General features: G+C 52.1%; 12 protein-coding genes. 6 read left to right on the top strand and 6 right to left on the bottom strand.

What is annotated here, in order from left to right:
* The first annotated feature begins 181 nt into the window (after positions 1–181).
* Complete coding sequence (locus tag Pla144_RS16665) at positions 182–1,342, top strand: STN domain-containing protein (protein ID WP_146451834.1); 1,161 nt, start codon at positions 182–184, stop codon at positions 1,340–1,342.
* A 32-nt stretch (positions 1,343–1,374) separates the two neighbouring features.
* On the opposite strand, the gene Pla144_RS16660 is transcribed toward Pla144_RS16665, so the two are convergent.
* From Pla144_RS16660 to Pla144_RS16645, 4 genes are all read right to left on the bottom strand, one after another.
* Positions 1,375–1,680, bottom strand: a complete 306-nt coding sequence (locus Pla144_RS16660; RefSeq protein ID WP_197530756.1) for a polyhydroxyalkanoic acid system family protein — start codon at positions 1,678–1,680, stop codon at positions 1,375–1,377.
* A 66-nt stretch (positions 1,681–1,746) separates the two neighbouring features.
* Positions 1,747–1,944, bottom strand: a complete 198-nt coding sequence (locus tag Pla144_RS16655) for a hypothetical protein (RefSeq protein ID WP_146451832.1) — start codon at positions 1,942–1,944, stop codon at positions 1,747–1,749.
* Between the two features lie 251 nt (positions 1,945–2,195).
* Positions 2,196–2,963, bottom strand: coding sequence for a (5-formylfuran-3-yl)methyl phosphate synthase (locus Pla144_RS16650; RefSeq protein ID WP_146451831.1), 768 nt, complete (start codon positions 2,961–2,963; stop codon positions 2,196–2,198).
* Positions 2,960–3,502: a hypothetical protein gene (locus Pla144_RS16645; RefSeq protein ID WP_146451830.1), complete on the bottom strand. Its 543-nt coding sequence runs from the start codon at positions 3,500–3,502 to the stop codon at positions 2,960–2,962. Before Pla144_RS16645 ends, Pla144_RS16650 begins: the two co-directional genes overlap by 4 nt.
* A 375-nt stretch (positions 3,503–3,877) precedes the next feature.
* On the opposite strand from Pla144_RS16645, the gene Pla144_RS16640 reads away from it, so the two are divergent.
* Both Pla144_RS16640 and Pla144_RS16635 read left to right on the top strand, forming a co-directional pair.
* Positions 3,878–5,500, top strand: coding sequence for a sodium:proton antiporter (locus Pla144_RS16640; protein ID WP_146451829.1), 1,623 nt, complete (start codon positions 3,878–3,880; stop codon positions 5,498–5,500).
* A gap of 159 nt (positions 5,501–5,659) precedes the next feature.
* A complete protein-coding gene (locus tag Pla144_RS16635; RefSeq protein WP_146451828.1) occupies positions 5,660–6,850 on the top strand; it encodes a ribonuclease D in 1,191 nt (396 codons plus the stop codon).
* On the opposite strand, the gene Pla144_RS16630 is transcribed toward Pla144_RS16635, so the two are convergent.
* A complete protein-coding gene (locus Pla144_RS16630; RefSeq protein WP_146451827.1) occupies positions 6,847–9,192 on the bottom strand; it encodes a DUF11 domain-containing protein in 2,346 nt (781 codons plus the stop codon). The genes Pla144_RS16635 and Pla144_RS16630 overlap by 4 nt on opposite strands.
* Positions 9,193–9,346: 154 nt before the next feature.
* Positions 9,347–10,402, bottom strand: coding sequence for a biotin synthase BioB (gene bioB, locus Pla144_RS16625; protein ID WP_146451826.1), 1,056 nt, complete (start codon positions 10,400–10,402; stop codon positions 9,347–9,349).
* Between the two features lie 130 nt (positions 10,403–10,532).
* Here bioB and Pla144_RS16620 point away from each other — a divergent pair, with 130 nt between their 5' ends.
* The 3 genes from Pla144_RS16620 (at position 10,533) to aroC (ending at position 15,762) form a co-directional block, all read left to right on the top strand.
* Positions 10,533–11,093 (top strand): PSP1 C-terminal domain-containing protein, encoded by a 561-nt coding sequence (locus tag Pla144_RS16620; RefSeq protein ID WP_146451825.1) that lies wholly within the window; start codon positions 10,533–10,535, stop codon positions 11,091–11,093.
* A 1,116-nt stretch (positions 11,094–12,209) separates the two neighbouring features.
* Entirely contained in the window at positions 12,210–14,039 is a 1,830-nt protein-coding gene (locus Pla144_RS16615) for a B12-binding domain-containing radical SAM protein (RefSeq protein WP_146451824.1), read from the top strand.
* A 583-nt stretch (positions 14,040–14,622) separates the two neighbouring features.
* The gene (aroC, locus tag Pla144_RS16610; protein ID WP_146451823.1) at positions 14,623–15,762 is read left to right on the top strand and encodes a chorismate synthase; all 1,140 of its coding nucleotides are present in this window, start codon (positions 14,623–14,625) and stop codon (positions 15,760–15,762) included.
* Positions 15,763–15,767 lie beyond the last annotated feature (5 nt).

The raw sequence follows: 15,767 nt of genomic DNA, 5'->3' as shown, positions 1-15,767 counted from the left end.
GTGCAGTGCGGTATTGCTTCAGAAGAGTGTAATTACCGCCCTACTATTTCAGTTTAATTACTAGTCATTTTTTCTCAACGAATTTGTGTTGCAGTTTCCGCAGATTCACGTGGGCGAGTAGAATATGGAAAGGGGGGCAATCGCTATATCCGCAATTCAATCCCAGCAGAGGGAAAAATATTTGCGAAAATTTGCTTGCAATTTTTGTAGATTCTTGCTGCGCGGGTGGCGAGTCGGGTTTCTTGTGGTGCTGATCTCATTGGACCATAGCCGAATCGAAGGCGCAGAACATTTGGCTCCTCCTACTGGTCAATGGTATTTTCGCCTCAATGCACCTGTTTCTGCCGTCTGGAAGGGGCAATCCTTAGGAGTCGTTCTAGAGCGCTTGGCCGCTTCTCAAGGAATTCCATTCTGGGTGGATCGCCGCGTAGATATTCAGCGGACCGTGGACTTGCAGTTCAATGACGTTCCTCTTACTGAGGTCCTCGATCGACTAACTAAACTAAACTCGCTGGGTTGGTCTCCCTTGGGAAACATCTGCTATGTCGGGCCACGAGATGCCGCTAGAGAGATTGCCACGCTTCTTGAACTGGCGAAGCAGTCCGTTGAGGGGTTATCAACCGCTAAGAGAGTCCTATGGATGCGCACCAGTCCTATTAGCTGGCCGCGGCTAAGCCAACCGAGATCATTGCTTACTGAATGGCTCAACGATCAAGGAATCACGCTCCATCTTTCTGAATTGATCGAGCACGATCTGTGGGCGGCGAAGAAGCTGCCACCCTTGCCTCTGGTCGAGCGGGTCGTCCTGCTCTTGGCCGGTTTTGATCTGACCTGTCAAATCTCACCAACTGGAGACAAATGCACGGTCGTACAAATCCCACGGCCGGTGAACATCACACTCACATATGAAGCCGGGCAGAAATCGCGAGCAGCCATCGCCCAATTGAGCCGTGAATCACCTCAGTTTCACATCGAGCGGCAAGGTGAAGGACTGACCGCGACAGGTCGATGGGAGGACCACGTTCGTTTCTCCGAACTCCTTGCTGGAAAATCATCACGTGGACAGAATCGTCAAGCTGGTCGTGCCCGTCAGGTATTCAGTTTGAAATTGGAAAACGAACCCTTCGGGAAAGTGATCACTGCGATCGCCCGGCAAGTCCAGTTAGAAGTCGTCTGGGAAGAGGGGCTGCTCGATTCTCCTGCAGACCCGCGACAGCGGCTTATCTCTTGTGAAGTAGTCGATGCCGATCTATCAACGCTATTGCAAGAGCTGATCACACAAGTTGGCGTTGGCTACCGAATAGAAAGTGGCAAGTTACTACTATCTACAGGTGATGAGTAGCCAACTTGAACGAATTAGCAAAGCGTTGAATTTCACACCCGAACAAGCCGCTCAAGCTGCTGCTGTATCTCGGATTCGATCTTACCCTTGAACATCATCGCAGCAATAGGCAGGTCACCGCTCACGACCAGTTTGTCGGGCTCGACACCTATCTTGCCATCGATCCTCATTCCAAAAGTCTTGAAACCGAAAGACAACACATTGTCCGTCCAGGACTGAGTCACGTCCTTGGCTTGGTCACCAAAGCGGCCATGGAGTGACTCGGCAAATCGTTCAAGCCGATCTTGTGCCTCATTTTGTGGAAGTGTGTGGGGAATCTCCAAGTGTAACTTTGGCACAGAAACCTCTCCGTTGCAGTTAGTCCAAAATCTTATCGCGATCAGCGTCGTAAAGGTTACCGGCCCTCAACGCTCGTCATCATATTCCGTGCGATCGCTACCATGCCAGAGGGGCAATCCTGACTCAACACGTTCGGCCAATATGGACAGCTTCTCTCGCGTTCCCGGCATGGCACCCGTGGGATCAAAGCAGTCTTCTTTGACTGATTTCGGTTCAAAATCCCAGACGCCCTCTCTGATTGCTTCCAAAACAGATTTTTGCACGATCCGATCCTCATTTGAACACAGAAACGAACTATCCTAACCGATTCGTTGAAAGGCTTGATAAGAAAGGCGTAGTTGATTCACAACAACATTGCTGAAAACCGCTTGCTTCTAATCCCCCGAACAAACTGGTCGTACAGCCCACGAGTATCGCTGATTTCCACAATTAGTCAAGCATTTTTTCATGCTTGGACATCGGAGGTTCGGATTGATACCGTTTTATGATACTTTCGTCTACTAGTTGAATTCTCCTATTGGTCTATGGTCACAGTAAAGTCAGCAGATGTTGCTAAATCAAGCGCCTCTCGGATTGCTCGTACTGAATCTGGATTAATCTTATTGGTACGCAATCCTTCACATGCAGCACCCCGCACTGCGATTATATCGGCTCCCATTTCTGTCGCTGAGGGAACATCTGCCAATTGCAGGCTACCCGCCAGGACTGTTGCCATGCCTGAGCGATTGATCTGGCTTACGAATTGCTCCAATTCTCCTGGTGAGAAACATGACATCGTCGAACAGGACTTCTTATCCCAAGTGTCTATTAGCACATACTTAGCCCCAGCTCGAATCGCCATAGCCAGTACAGCATCGGGCTGTGGAGCAACTGCACGCTGCCAGTCTGCGTAGACTACTGCTGCCAATTGCTTTCCTTGATCAAATGCATGCTGATTGAAGTCTAGCCACATCGCTTCCCAATTTCTTTCTGAGGCAAGACCGGCCAAACCCAACTTCACAACGCCAATTCCCTGCACTGTCAATATTCTTTGCGAAGGAGAATTTTGCCAATCTACTAGCTCGCCTAGAGCGGCTGAGATCGGCGTTCTTTCGTTGATGGCTTCCACCATGCGACTTGCCATTTCGACAGACACAGGACCCAAGGCTCCTTCGTCGGGCTCCTTAAAATCTATCCAATCGGCTCCACCCGAGATTGCATCCTCCAACTCCGATTCGTCCCGGACGCTTACAAGTAGTCTCGGACGCCGCCCTCTACCAATAATTTCGTCAAGGCGACTCATCGCGTAGCCTCCGCTACTGCGCTTTGTTCGCGAGAGACTTCTCCTAATCGTCGATTGAGTCGGCGAATCAGATCGCCCGTCAGCGGCTCACACCAGCTACCTCTGATGCTGACATAACCCTCGCTCCAACGACCGAGCGCCGGCTTCACCTCAACTTCGGCCCATTGAGTTTCCTTTTGAGATAGGCGAGCTACCAGGTTGATAGCTAATCGGCTATCAGCAGGAACTAGTGGTAGATGTGCAGGACCCTGTCCTAGGAAGAAAGCCTCAACTACATGTACAGGAACAGCAATGGGTGGGCCAGCCTTCAAATAGAAAAGCACATAGCCCTCGCTATATGCAACGCGAGGTGAGAAGAGTTGTTTCATAATAACGAACAAGAGCAGCCCGCTCAGAGCAAGAAATCCAAATGCGACAATTGCCAGCAGAGAACTCTCGGCTTTCACATAAAGAAGTACACCAGCCACAGACAGCAGGGCTACGGGGAGCAGTCCCAGGGCAATGACTCTTCGATTTGAACGCAACCAGACTTCTGGCATGGGACTTTCAACAGCGTGATGGGAGACCCGAGAAACTCTCTTGGTCAAGTCTAACGATCACTTCGGCCCACCGAAAGCGGCATCAGACTAGTCCGATTCTGCTGATTTTGTGGCATGTCTGAGATAGTACGTGGCGCCCTAAGCTGAGATTCCAGACCCGAATCTGAAGAGGAGGCCGCTCGTAACCTAACATTTCCAAGGACTTGAAATAGTGCAATGCCTCAACGCGGGCGTTGGTGACTGCCATGATTGGCTCCAAGAAATGACTGACAGGCGTAGACGAACGCAGAAGCAGACTTTAACCTTTCACCTTAGCTGCGCGGTGCAAGTGCAACCGCCAGAGGCATTAAACAAGTGGCGACGGATATCACGAGCATGACTTCCAGTGGACATCGTAGTCGAGGCAACTCAGTCCTCATAGCGATCGTAAGCGTGGTGGTACTCTATTTGCTGAGTGCGGCGATTTGGGGCCATCCTCAGTATGCGACGAGTCTTGTCGTAGGCGCCGCTTCGAACCACTCTGAGCATTCTGAACCTTCACACGAAGAGGGGCATGACGAGGCTACGGCGCCCCCAGTCTGGACAGTACTACCCTTTGTCTTGCTCCTGGGGGCGATTGCGGTGTTCCCTCTCTTGCATGCCACAGAGCATTGGTGGGAGAGTAATGCCAGCCGGTTTAAGGTTGCAGCAGGACTAGCGCTGATCACACTTTGCTACTACGCATTTATACATGACGCTGCCGTTGAGTCTCACTGGCCTGTCCACTCGTCCGTGGCACCGTCAGAAAGCGCGATCCAAACCGGATTCGTCGGTGCGATGCTGGGAAATGCACTCCTAGCAGAGTATATCCCGTTCATCGTTCTTCTGTTTAGCCTTTACTCAATCGCCGGGGGAATTCGCATAGAAGGTGACCTACGAGCCGACCCTCTCACGAACGCCGCGTTCATGGGCGTCGGAGGCTTGCTGGCAAGCTTTGTGGGAACCACTGGCGCGGCCATGTTGCTGATTCGCCCGTTGCTCGAAACCAATAAAGAGCGCAAACACGTAAGTCACACAATTGTCTTCTTCATTTTCGTGGTCTGCAATTGCGGTGGCTGTCTGCTTCCCATTGGCGATCCTCCGCTGTTCTTGGGCTATCTGGAAGGGGTAAGTTTCTTCTGGACTCTCACTTTGTGGCGTTCATGGCTGCTGGTGAATGGACTACTCCTCCTGGTTTATTGCCTCATCGATCAACTCTATTTCTACCGCCAGGAAACCATCCGAGACATCAAACGTGACATTTCTCAGACACGCAAATTGAAGATTAGCGGTCTCGCACTGAACGGCCCCTTGCTGTTAGGCGTAGTGATGGCGGTCGCACTGCTCGATCCTCGTAAGGCGGTGCCAGGTACCGATTGGCATGCCTGGATGTTTTTACGTGAAGTCGTCCAGCTCGCTTTAGTGGCGCTATCCTTGCACTTCGGCTCAAAAAAGATAAGAGAAGCAAATAACTTCAATTTTGCTGCGATCGTGGAAGTTGCGGCTCTCTTCATAGGTATCTTTGTCTGCATGCAACCTGCCTTGCAAATCCTCACCGAGCAGGGCGATATGTTAGCAAAGTCTCTTGGGCCGGGGGGGTACTTCTGGGCTACAGGTGCTTTGTCCTCCTTCCTCGACAATGCTCCTACCTACCTCGTGTTCTTCAAAACAGCTCAAGATCCGACGATGATTCACTCAGTCACGGCTGGTGTTCCAGAAATAATTCTCAAGGCAATTAGTCTCGGTGCTGTGTTTATGGGTGCCATGACTTACATCGGCAATGGTCCCAACTTTATGGTCAAAGCGATTGCGGAAAAATCTGGTGTGAGAATGCCTAGTTTCTTCGGCTATATGGGTTACAGCTGCTTGATTCTGTTGCCGATCATGCTTTTAAACCAATGGCAGAATCTCTCACACGTCGATGGAGTTCCTCACGAGACCGGCAATACGCAAGTTGCAGCTCCGGTGGAGGACCATTGAGGCTTGGCTTTGCTTTTTGTCAGATTCTATCATACTGCTGTGCGCAGGCGGGCTGTTCGTGACACCTTCGTTCGATTAAACTACTCCCAGTAACTGTCCAATTAAACCAATTCCCCACTATGTACTTCCTAGACTCGTCCACTGTTTGATACCTGCCAAGTGCCCCCTCCGACCATTACCAGCCCCGAAGACCTTGAGAAGCTGTGCGACAAATTGCAGAGCGCTCCGATCATCGGGATCGATACGGAATTCGTTTCCGAAGATACTTTTCATCCTGAGCTTTGTTTAATCCAGGTTGCTACTGCGGACGTTCTTGATGCCATCGATCCGCTTGCTTTGGATGACTTGACTCCTTTCTGGCAAACGATGGTGTCTGGAGACCATGTCACTGTGCTCCATGCCGGCCGCGAAGAGCTCAATTTTTTCCTTCGAGCAGTCGATGCCGTCCCTAAGCACCTTTTCGACGTTCAAATTGCCGCCGGCTTTTGCAGCAATGAATACCCTTCGTCATATAGTTCCGTCGTTAACAAGTTTGTGGGGCATCAACCGGCCAAAGGCGAACAGCGTACTGACTGGAGGCGTCGGCCATTAACTAAGGCCCAGATTGATTATGCCCTGGAAGATGTCCGCTATTTATTGCCACTTCATGAGCGATTCACCCAACTTTTGGCAACGCTCGAACGTAGCGAGTGGTTCGCTGCCGAAATGCTTTCCTGGCAACAAGAGGTCATTTCTGCCAGTAGTCGCAAGGATTGGCGCCGCGTTTCGGGTATTGGAAAACTCAGCTCGCGGAGTCTCGCGATAGTTAGGGAGCTTTGGAACTGGCGACAGCAAGAGGCTGAAAGCCGCAATCAACCGCCACGAAGGATTCTTCGGGATGATCTCTTGGTAGAGATCGCCAAACGCAAGGTGGACTCTCCAGATCGCATCATGGGGATACGTGGCATTGAACGCACCCCTGCCAAGCGGAAGGCACAGGAACTGGCTGACTGTGTTAAGTGTGGCTTGGAAGGCCCCACAGAAAGACTCAATGGAGGAAACCGCAAAGTGGAGCTACCTTCTCAATTAAATCTGCTCGGGCAATTTCTCGCGCCGGCTTTGGGAACTATTTGCCGTCGTGCTGAGATTGCGACCAGTATGGTGGGCACCGCCTCGGACGTACGAGAGTTAATCGCTTATCGCATTGGACTTATCAACGGCGATCAACATATGCCCGCTTTAGCCCAGGGTTGGCGATCTGAAGTTGTGGGGAATGTCATCGACGAACTACTCGAAGGAAAGCGTTCGATCCGAATCAACAATGCTCGTGCAGAAGACCCGCTCGTATTTGATCGAGTTGAACCGGCTTAACGTGTGATTGCCCCAGATTTATCGTTGGAATAGGCCGATTTACCATCAGCCCAGCGATACTGGTCTTCGTAGAACTTTGTGGTCTCCTCTGCCGCCAGCTTGATGTCGAGTTCCTGGCAAGTTACCTCTGCTCGAAAGACATGAGTTCCTTCGCGTGCCGCGACAGCCCGAATTCGCAGCACCATTTCCTCTCCAGCCGGAAGCGTGTTTGGATGGATACTCACGCGGCCATCTCGAACCGTAAACTGAGCACCCTCGACGGCTGTGGGATCGATTCCTTCGGAGAACAAGCCGACTACCCCCACGTTGGGCGCCTCCGTGGTACCCCGATTACGAATGCGAATTTCGTAGATTGCGGTCTCGCCAACCGCGACTGGACCCTTGGGGTCGCTTACATCGAGCTTCAGGTCCGCCACAGCAATCACGTTGGTTTCGATTGAATTAGAAGCGCGTAGTCCGCCTCCTTCCGTTTGAGCGATTACCTCAAAACGATTTGTACCAGCCCGGGCAACCTCGCACCGGATTTGTAGGAACTGTGCGTCTCCGGCCTTGATCCCAGGAAGTTGCCAACCCAAGACTCCCGTAATCGCATCATGCCGATAGCCTTCGCTGGCGGAAGCAAGTTTGGCGCCGCTGGGAAGCTTTAATTGCACTGTTACCGGCTCGGTATCTGCCGTACCAGGATTGCGAATGCGAAAGTAATAGGACGCTTCGGTTCCAGCGTATTTTTCCTCACTGCCACGCCAATCGATTTCGAGTTCGGCTTTATGGCAGAGTACATTCTTGATCGCTTCGGACTTCAATCCTCCTGCTGCGGTGGCAGTTGCCTTCATGGACAACTCACCTGCTTCGCGAGCTGTGAGTTCAAGTTCGATTTCCTTAGAGCCACCTGCCGGCAAGGTGCCGACAGAATGAGAGCTAGCTGAATGTTCGTCCCCGCCAGGAGGAACCAGCTTGACGACAACGTTCTCTGCATTGCCGGTTCCAGGATTTCGAAGCGACAGGCGATAGCGTTGGGCCTTGTTGTAGAGCACCTCTTCCGGACCTCCCAAAGTCATTTCTAGCTTAGGTTCTTGCACCTCTACAATTGTCTGAGATGCAATCGGAGCGAGGGTCCACTGGACTGAGATATTCAGCGGTTTTCCACTGCGGGGTATGAGCTTGAGCGAGAGTGATTGGGACGAACGCCCCGCTAGGTTCTGCAACTGCCATTTGAGTATCCCTGCCGCTTGGGGGTCTGCTTGCTGGACAACACCACTCGTGGAAGTTGCTTCGACAACTTCGGCCCATTCCGGGATCTGGACTTCCGCTGAAAGCTCGCTCGCAGTGGTGTCGCTGGAGTTCTCCAGCGTCACCCGATAAGTTGCTTCGCGACCGATGAGAATCTGTCGTGGACCCTCGACTCGCGAACCAATCAAGGGTTGCTTGCTGCTAAAAAGTATGTTGCCACTCGCTGGCGGGTTGCTAGAAGCGATCCGTGAAACTGGCTGCTGACCTGGTTGATGAATGCCACTAAAGGCTCGCTCTGCCTGGCGATCTCGTATGGGGTTGAGAATCTCTCCATGAGAAGGAGATCGCAAATTCGAGTCCGCCTGTTGTTCCAAGAACTCCAACTGCTGGCGCCGGTCATCGATTGCTTTGGATGAATTAGTGCGGATTGAGGTTTCATTCCTGGGACGCGACACACCTGAAGAGCCACTCTGAGATTTACTAATCAATGCTCTCCGGAGATCAAATTCTTCGCTTCCATTCGATCTTGCCGTTGTCCGCTCGCTGTCGGCAGGCATTCGGTCGAAGGAGTCTTCTGGAATTGGTTCTTCAAATTCCACTTCTGATTCATCGAGTTCTGTTGCTAATAAATCCGCCAGGGCTTCCTGCAATTCATTCTCACGAGTTGTGCTGGGTGACTTACGGCTGTTTTCCACTTCTGGAGTACTGGCAGAACTACTTCCCCGTCGAGGCGAGGCGTTGAATACTTCATCTCCCAATTCATACTCATTGCCGCGATGCCCTGGGTCCGCATTCCGGTCAAAGATTCCCTTAGGAAGTAAATCGCCCTGTTGCACGCGTCCAGTGGAGGGAGATCGAGTCGGTTGCCGCGAGTTGCGATTGGCAGCATTGCGATTACTTGTGGTGCGATTTCCGGCAGAAGCCCGAGCGGTGTGATCCGACTCATCATTCTTTGAGCTCTGATCGCGGACAAAGACACTCTTTAATTGGCCTAAGCGATCAATCAGTGTTGATCCACCAGACCTATTGGTGGGTGTTTGGGCAGAACTCAAAGTCCTAGTGCTGACTAGAATTCCAACTAGAGCAATACCGAATAACAATCGTCGAGACATTTTTCGCTTCCCTGCGCATGGAGATAGATAGAGTCTGCCCCCAGCACTTCCTTGACCTTATCGGCAATGACGCCTGGATAAAATGAGCTGAACTTCAGAGAAAATCCGGTCGAGTAGAGTAGGAAATCCGGAGGGCCTGGAAAAGGCCGATCTGCTAGCGAGAAGCAGTAGTAGCAGGTCGAGATTCGTTCGTTACCTCGAAACCAAGATCGCGAATCATCGCATAATCGGCCTCAGGCAATTGGCCTTTCGTGGTGAGATAGTCTCCCACAAAAATCGAATTCGCTGCGTAGAGGCCCAGTGGCTGCAAGCTACGCAGGCGCAGCTCTCGGCCCCCGGCGATGCGAATCTCACGATCAGGATTCACTAAGCGAAACATTGCTAGCACCTTCAAGCAGTAGTTGGGTGTAAGTTCTGTCTGTCCCGCCAGTGGTGTACCCTCGATGGGATTGAGGAAATTGACGGGAATGGATTCGACTCCTAGTGCCCTCAATTCGAGAGCCATATCCACCACATCCCGGGGAGCCTCGCCCATGCCGATGATTCCCCCAGAACAAAGTTCCATGCCGGCCTTCCGTACAGCTTGCAGCGTTTCGATTCGATCTTGGTATGTGTGAGTCGAGCAAATTTCGCCATAGTATTCGCTTCCCGTGTTCAAATTATGATTCACCCGGTCAACACCGCAGGCTTTCAATCGCTCGGCCTGCTCAGAGGTCAAAAGCCCCAGACAAGCACAGACATCCAGCTTGTAATGCTGCTTTATCGCAGGGATAAGTTCTTCAACTGCTGCCATTTCCCGCTCGTTTGGTCCGCGAGCTGAAATGACGATGCAATAAGTCTTAGCGCCCCGTTCGGCAGCCGCTTGTGCCCCAGCAAGGATTTGCTCTCGATTGAGGAGATTGTATCGCGGGATTTCCGCCTCAGAGACCTTGGACTGGGAACAGTAGCTGCAGTCTTCCGGACAGAGTCCGCTCTTGGCGTTCATTAAGAAATAGAGTTGGACGGTCTTGCCGAAGTAGTGCTGTCGAACGCGGAACGCCCCATGCAAGAGGTCTAGGACCTCTTCATCAGGGCATGCCAACACATCCGCGGCCTCAGATTTAGATAGCTCATCTCCCTTCAGAACACGAGTGGCCAGGGCCTGCCAAGTGGTTTCAACTGAGGATTTTTGACAGGTCGTGGAAGGTTTGGCGGGGGCTGCATTCGTCATAAGTTAGCTCACATTTAATGAAAGAGACGCTTTTTACTCCTATGTAGTATGCAAACCAACGCCTAATTCGCAAGGTGGAATCACCAAACCCCAACTAGCCTTCGACGCCCCAAACCGTCAAACTAGGGATATGGGATACCATTTAGTTCGCTACAGCTTGCTAGGACACGTCGGGCGTTTTGCGTCGGTCGATGCGACCCGCTACCCTCGCCAGACCCGGGTGATCGTCCGCAGTCCGCGGGGTCTAGAAATCGGCGAAATCCTGGCTACCCCTGAGCCTGAGGCCAGTTTCATCCAGGAGGCCGCCGCCGAGGGTCAAATCCTGCGACGCGTCACCATAGAGGACGACCTTCTGCTTGCCCGCCTGGAAAAGCACCGCCACGAGGCCTTTGCCGCCTGCAGCGACCTGTTGGCGTCAGAAGCGGTCCCCGCCGTACTCGTCGACGTGGAGCATCTCTTCGACGGCCAGGGCCTCTTCTTTTATTTCCTCGGCGAGGTCCCTAGCTCCGCCACTGGGGTCATCGAGCGTCTAGCCGCCACTTACGAAACTAAAGTTGAATTCCGCAAGTTCACCGAGACGCTCACCGAAGGCTGCGGCCCCAGTTGTGGTACCGAAGAGGCCATGGGCCAAGGGGGCTGTGCAAGCTGTACCTCCTGCGCCGTGGCAATTGCGTGTGGCACCAAACACTAGACTGCTCACGAATTATCGGCGCCTAGAATCTCCCCATACTGATATCCTTTCGGGCTGATCACATCTATACCGAGGCGACAAGATTCTGGCCCCCAACTACGCCGACTTTGTGTTTGCCCAAGGGAAAGTGAATTTCTGAGAATTATTGGAGTAGATTGTGCGAGCGTCCTCGTCAGGTTACTTGACAAATCTGGACGACACAAAGTGTTCCGAAATACTCTTCCCAATTGTTTGGGGCTGCACTCGAATCATACTAGCAAACGTTGCTAGACAGTCTCCGAGCGCGAAATAGCTGAAGCAATCGGGAATGAACTTTATCAAGCGCAATCGAATTATTGTGCGTTGCCATCGGCAAGGCGAATTGGGATCGGTTGAAAATTACCAGATGTTCTTGAAAAGATATCGTGAGCACCTGCCGTCAGTCGAGGCGATTTCAGGGAGATCAATTTCTGCAAGAAGAAGGATTGCGACCAGCCCGCATAAGCCGGCGCGAAGTGCTTTGCAAGACACTATAGATGGTTTCGTTTGTGAGGTCCGCCTATTGCCAAAAGAGAAAGAACAACTCGGCTATAGAATCCATTAAACCTAGTTTCAGGCCAAACTATCGCGAAAAATCAAAACCTTATATCCAGTATGTTGCTCGGGATAATTGGATCTGGGGATGATCTCACCATCGGTCGTTAATCACTGTGTAAAATCGTAACTATTGCCAGGGAAAATGGTTAGTTTCGCACTGATTGAGAGGTTTCTCGGACCGCCCAGATTTCCGCTCTATATCGCTCGTGGATGGTATAGGGATTGATGCGAGTGGGCTTGTCAGCTCCCAGCGGGGCTTAACGGGGGATTTTTTCGAACAAAAACTCCGGGCGATATATTGATTTGGGATGTTGCCGGAGCCGTCGACCTACTCCAGAGAATACTGGTATGCCCACTTGGCATCACTTCCCAGATCTCAAGTCTTTTTCCACTTCATCGCCAACTCGACCATTCGATGGAACTGATGTAGGATAAGTGTTGTATTACGGCAATCACCGACCACATAGTCGTCGTTTCAAGTACTGCGCTGAGGACCCTGTTGGTTGGTAGCCAAGCGACTTTTTCACGAGGTGGTTTGTCATGTCTAAGCCTACTTCCAACCATCCGCTGCATCCCAGGGGTACGAACGCCCGCGTACTGCTCACTAGTGTCTTCGGGCCTTACGCCCAAGACGACGCCTACGGCAGTCGGCTCATCAATCCGATGGAGCTTTACCACAATCAGGTAACCCGAGTGCAGCAAGGCTTTTCACTACGCACTTTCAATCGCTCGTGGGGTCTGATGCTGATTCAAGTCAATCTGCAAGCCCCTTGTACGTTACTCGATTTCCCTACGGAAGCACGATTCGTTGAGGAACTCAAAACCAACCAGTACGACATCATTGGCATTAGCTCGATCATGACCAACTTGCTCAAGGTTCGCCGCATGTGCAAGCTAATACGCAAGCACCAACCGACCGCAACGATTGTGGTCGGTGGGCACATTGCAAATCTCTCGGTGTTGCCGAAGTACGCCGACGTAGATCATATCGTTCGGGGGGATGGAGTACGATGGATGCGTAAGTTCCTCGGTGAAGATGAGCATCAGCCCATTCGACATCCCGTGGTACGTGCAAATATTGGTTCACGAATCATGGGCGTCATTCTGCGCAATCATCCGGGTGACGACTGCGCGACTTTGATCCCATCAGTCGGCTGCCCGATAGGCTGCAATTTCTGCTCGACCTCAGCGATGTTCGGGGGTAAAGGCAAATTCATTGAGTATTACCAAACCGGTGATGAACTCTATGAGATCATGTCCGAACTAGAATCATCCCTCTGCGTGAAATCTTTCTTCGTCATGGATGAAAATTTTCTCCTCGACCAAAATCGTGCTTTAGGACTGCTGGAGCGAATTGAGAAACATGGTAAACCCTGGTCACTTTATGTCTTCAGCTCGGCCAATGTCTTGCAGAAATACACCATGGAGCAATTGGTTGCACTGGGTGTCTCGTGGGTTTGGCTCGGGCTTGAAGGCAAAGGGTCCCAGTACACAAAGCTCTCAGGCACCGATACGGTCCAGTTTGTAAAGGTGCTCCGAGATCACGGGATTCGTGTCCTGGGATCGAGCATCATCGGACTGGAAGACCACACGCCTGAGAACATTGACGAAGCCATCGAACATGCCGTGAGTCACAACACAGAGTTTCACCAGTTCATGCTCTACACTCCGATTCCCGGCACTCCTTTGTTCAGCGAGCATGAGGCGAATGAGTCGCTCAAGAGTTTAGGGGATGTTTCCATCGCCGACATTCACGGGCAACACATATTTAACTACCATCATCCGCACATCAAAGATGGCCAAGAGACGGAGTTTTTGCTCCGTGCATTTCGTCGTGACTTTGAAGTCAACGGCCCCAGCGTGGTCCGCATCGTCCGGACAGTTCTGCGTGGCTGGCTTAAATACAAGAATCACCCTGATCCGCGTATCCGTGCGAGGTTTGCCCACGAGGCAACGAATCTTCCGGTCCGCTATGCGGGAGTCCTCTGGGCAACTCGGCGCCAGTATCGCGATAATCCTCAGTATGTCGCTCAGATCAACGAGCTGCTGGAAGATCTATATGGCGAGTTCGGATGGCGTTCGCGTCTTGCTGCCCCCATTGCCGGGCGCTATTTGTACCACAAGCTCCAAGAGCAACAGAAACTGCTCGAAGCGGGTTGGACCTATGAACCGCCAACATTTTATGAAACGAATTACCCAGCTGGGCCTCCTGACTCCAAGCAGATCCAAAGCGTCTTGGCATGCAGCAAAGGCCGTTCTATTTCAGCTGTTCAAGTGATCAAAGCCGAGCCGGAACCAAAACAAGAATCGCCGACTCTGGTGGCTTCCCCTTCGAAATATACTGATGAGAAAGTGATTCACGCGCCCTGACTGCATGGGTTGAAGTGTGGGCGTGAATCTTTGGGCACACTCCCACTTACCGAAGCAGATCCCTCATTCCTGTTCGTCGTAAACTGCGATGAGGTGGCTAGACTTCCCTACGCCTCTGGCCACAGGCAATTATATCTCATAAAGCATTCAAGATACTTGCCGTCTCTTAGTTTGATAAAACATCTACTATTTTCGTTGCCGACACCTATTTTTGGACGATTGGATTCACTCAAGTCGCCAAGTAATGACACCAGTAATCCACTTTGCGTTCACACGGAATAGCAGACAGCCGAAAGTTTGTTGAAAACGCTGGGATCAAATGATCCTCATCGGAGCCTGAAAACGGCCATACCATGATTCTGAGATGTATTCCATCTCCGTGTTCAATATTTCTCCACGCGGATCCGTCTCGGCCTCGAGTAGCAGCGGGTAGCAGCAGATAGCAGACTACTGGGTTGCCTATCCTTCCACACTTCGCCATTGTAGAATAACCTTTGTTTCGCATTGCAAAAAAGCTAGCGGGATTCTACCCTCCCGCACGGACTTTCTTCCCCTAACCTCTAGCCTCTAACCACTACCCTCTATGCTTCGCTACTGGACCGCCGGCGAATCGCACGGCAAAACACTGATTGCCCTGGTGGACGGTTTCCCCGCAGGGGTGACAGTCGATACTGACGCAATCGACGTGGAACTCAAACGCCGCCAGGGTGGCTATGGCCGTGGAGGACGACAACGGATCGAGACCGACAAGGTTGATGTTCGCACGGGAATCTGGCACGGGGTTACACTAGGAAGCCCGATCGCGTTGGAGGTGGTCAATCGTGACTACAAACTTGAAAGGCTTGATGACCTGCCACGCCCACGGCCTGGACACGGTGATCTCACTGGAGCGATGAAGTTTCTCGGCAGCATTCGCGGCGTGTTGGAGCGAGCCTCGGCCCGTGAGACGGCCGTTCGCGTTGCAGCAGGAGCCCTGGCCAAACAATTGCTCGCGGCATTTGAGATCACCGTTTTCGGTTATGTGACGGAAGTCGGTGGTGAACGGATTGAGCCGATTGAAGGAACTCTCGACGAGCAACGCTCGATCCGCGATCAGAGTGAGTTGTATGGATTGAACCTGGACCGGGATCCTGCGATCAAGGCACTCATCGACCGAACAGGCAAGGACGGTGACACTCTCGGAGGGATCATAGAAGTACGTGTCGATGGCGTCCCCTTTGGATTGGGGACACACGCCCAATGGGACCGCAAGCTCGATGGTCGACTGGCTCAAGCGGTGATGGCTGTTCAGGCGATCAAAGGAGTCGAGATCGGCATGGGTTTCGAGGCCGCTCGGCGTCCAGGGTCCCAAGTACACGATCCGATTCACTATGACGAAAGTAAAAAGGACACCCCCAACCTGGGCTATACGCGACCATCAAACAATGCCGGGGGCCTGGAAGCCGGCATGACCAATGGCCAGCCGATCGTGATTCGTGCTGCCAAGAAGCCGATAAGCACGTTGGCAAAGCCCCTCGAATCAGTAAACCTCGACACCAAAGAACCCGTAGAAGCCAGCTACGAACGAAGCGACGTTTGTGCGATCTCAGCGGCCAGTGTAATCGTCGAAAATGTCGTGGCATTTGAGATCGCCTGCGCGGTGGTCGACAAATTCGGCGGCGACAGTTTGTCGGAGATGCTGGGACGCTATGAAATGTTTTTGAAAATGGCCCGCGAACGATAAAAACT

Source organism: Bythopirellula polymerisocia, assembly GCF_007860015.1.
GTDB classification, from domain to species: domain Bacteria; phylum Planctomycetota; class Planctomycetia; order Pirellulales; family Lacipirellulaceae; genus Bythopirellula; species Bythopirellula polymerisocia.
This window is presented reverse-complemented; position numbering and strand designations above follow the sequence as displayed.

What these genes read in the sequence shown, in the direction of transcription:
- aroC (WP_146451823.1), top strand. Translation starts at nt 14,623, where the DNA reads ATGCTTCGCTACTGGACCGCCGGCGAATCGCACGGCAAAACACTGATT.
- Pla144_RS16640 (WP_146451829.1), top strand. Translation starts at nt 3,878, where the DNA reads ATGACTTCCAGTGGACATCGTAGTCGAGGCAACTCAGTCCTCATAGCG.
- Pla144_RS16620 (WP_146451825.1), top strand. Translation starts at nt 10,533, where the DNA reads ATGGGATACCATTTAGTTCGCTACAGCTTGCTAGGACACGTCGGGCGT.
- Pla144_RS16615 (WP_146451824.1), top strand. Translation starts at nt 12,210, where the DNA reads ATGTCTAAGCCTACTTCCAACCATCCGCTGCATCCCAGGGGTACGAAC.
- Pla144_RS16645 (WP_146451830.1), bottom strand. Translation starts at nt 3,502, where the DNA reads ATGCCAGAAGTCTGGTTGCGTTCAAATCGAAGAGTCATTGCCCTGGGA.
- bioB (WP_146451826.1), bottom strand. Translation starts at nt 10,402, where the DNA reads ATGACGAATGCAGCCCCCGCCAAACCTTCCACGACCTGTCAAAAATCC.
- Pla144_RS16630 (WP_146451827.1), bottom strand. Translation starts at nt 9,192, where the DNA reads ATGTCTCGACGATTGTTATTCGGTATTGCTCTAGTTGGAATTCTAGTC.
- Pla144_RS16650 (WP_146451831.1), bottom strand. Translation starts at nt 2,963, where the DNA reads ATGAGTCGCCTTGACGAAATTATTGGTAGAGGGCGGCGTCCGAGACTA.